Genomic DNA, 1,658 nt, shown 5'->3' with positions numbered 1-1,658 from the left:
GCGCGGGCTTAGGGGGCCGACTGCGGGCCGACATGGTCTCCGATGTGGGAGACGATGCCGGGCAGTTCCTCGGGCCGGGCCGGGACCACCGCGGCCGAACCCTGCGACCGCATCGCCCGGAACTGAGCGGCGAACGGGCCCTCCCGGTGCAGGTGCGCCAGGTGCTGGGCAAGCAGCTGACGGTTCATGCCGGTGCCGGAGCGCAGGCTCGCCACGACGTAGTCGTGCACGACCCGGTGAAGCTCCCGGTAGCGGTCGGGCGAGCGCCGCTCGAACTCCGCCTCCAGGACCTCGCGGGTCAGGTCGTGCGGCGCGAGACCCTGTGGCCGGACGGTGACGAACGGGCGGTCGCGCAGCCATGCCCACACCTGCGGCGCGGCCGCCTCGCCGACCGTGCGGCGCAGCAGGTCCTCCGTGGTCAGCAGGGCCTTGGCGCAGGTGGCCAGGCCGGCCAGGTGCGCGTCGGACGGCGCGTCCCGCACCAGGCCGGCCACCAGCGCCGAGATCAGGTCCGGAGCGTCGGCGAGGCTGCGTGGCACGGCACCGGCCAGCGCCGCGTCGGCCAGCAGGGCCAGAGCGAGGGGATGTCCACGGCCCAGCCGCAGGATGCGGTCGCGGTCGGCCGAGGCGACGCCGGTCCGGTCCAGCAGCTCGGCGCTGTCGGCTTCGTCGAAGACATCGAGCGGATGTACGGCGACCACCGCCCGCCAGCCCGGGTCGCTGCGCCACTCCGGTGCCGGCGGCGCCCGGCCGGCGAGCACCAACACCCCGTCCTCGGGCAGGGCGGGGAGCAACTCGCGGCGCATCCAGCCGTCAATCGGCGCGAGTTCCTCGTACCCGTCGACCAGCAGCACCGGCACCCCGCCGCCGGCCGTATCCGCGGCCCGCGCTGCCTGCGCGAAACCCTCCGGCGACGGGTCGATGTCGCGGCCGTCGAGATAGACCGCGGCCCGGCCGGCCCGCCGGGCCCGGCTGCGCAGGTGCAGCAGCAGCGTCGTCTTGCCGACCCCGCCCGGCCCGTGCACGAACAGCACGCGGCGGGCCGACCGGCCGGCGAGCGCGTCGTCGAAGCCGGTCAGCTGAGTGGCACGGCCGACGAAGCCCTGCCGCCGCCGGTCGTCGATGACGTCGCCGAGCACCGCCATGACTGACAGTCTCGGCCGTCGGCGCGCACAGCACCAGGGCCCGTCCCAGCCGGGCTCGCCTTTCCTGCGCGGTTGGGTCAGCCTCGTTCCGCCCAGTCGCCGAGGCTCCAGTCACGGACCTCCGGCATGTCCTCCAGGTGCTCGACCACGTACGTCTCGTGCTTCTCGAGCTGGCGCTCGCACCACTGCTTCAGGTCGCTCGCGCCGCGCGGCAGCCGCTTCGCGTTGTTGATCGCGTCCATCACCAGGTGGTAGCGCGACGCCCTGTTGCGCACCGTCATGTCGAACGGCGTCGTCGTGGTGCCCTGCTCGATGAAGCCCCGCACCCGGAACCTGTCGGCGTCGGGCCGGCCGTGCACCAGCTGGTGGATCGCGCCCGGGTAGCCGTGGAACGAGAACACCACGTCGACCGTGTCGGTGAACAGCTCGGTGAACAGCGTGGGGCTCATGCCGTGCGGGTGGTCCTTCGGGCGTACCAAGGTCATCAGGTCGACGACGTTGACCACCCGGACC

1 protein-coding gene and 1 pseudogene are annotated in these 1,658 nt (G+C 73.6%); both read right to left on the bottom strand.

Annotation, left to right across the window (positions count from 1 at the left end):
- Positions 1 to 8 precede the first annotated feature (8 nt).
- Positions 9 to 1,145 carry an AAA family ATPase gene (locus AB0M20_RS42225; RefSeq protein ID WP_364307015.1) on the bottom strand — a complete coding sequence of 379 codons (1,137 nt, stop codon included), beginning with the start codon at positions 1,143 to 1,145 and terminating at the stop codon, positions 9 to 11.
- Positions 1,146 to 1,222: 77 nt separating this feature from the next.
- Positions 1,223 to 1,658: pseudogene (locus AB0M20_RS42220) on the bottom strand (phosphoketolase); the annotation flags it as partial.

The organism is Actinoplanes sp. NPDC051633 (genome assembly GCF_040681735.1).
Taxonomy (GTDB): Bacteria; Actinomycetota; Actinomycetes; order Mycobacteriales; family Micromonosporaceae; genus Actinoplanes.
Note: the sequence above shows the minus strand (reverse complement) of the source record. Positions and strands in the feature narration are given on the sequence as shown.

Excerpts from the sequence above, each read along its gene's own strand:
- AB0M20_RS42225 (WP_364307015.1), bottom strand. The coding sequence starts at position 1,145 with ATGGCGGTGCTCGGCGACGTCATCGACGACCGGCGGCGGCAGGGCTTC.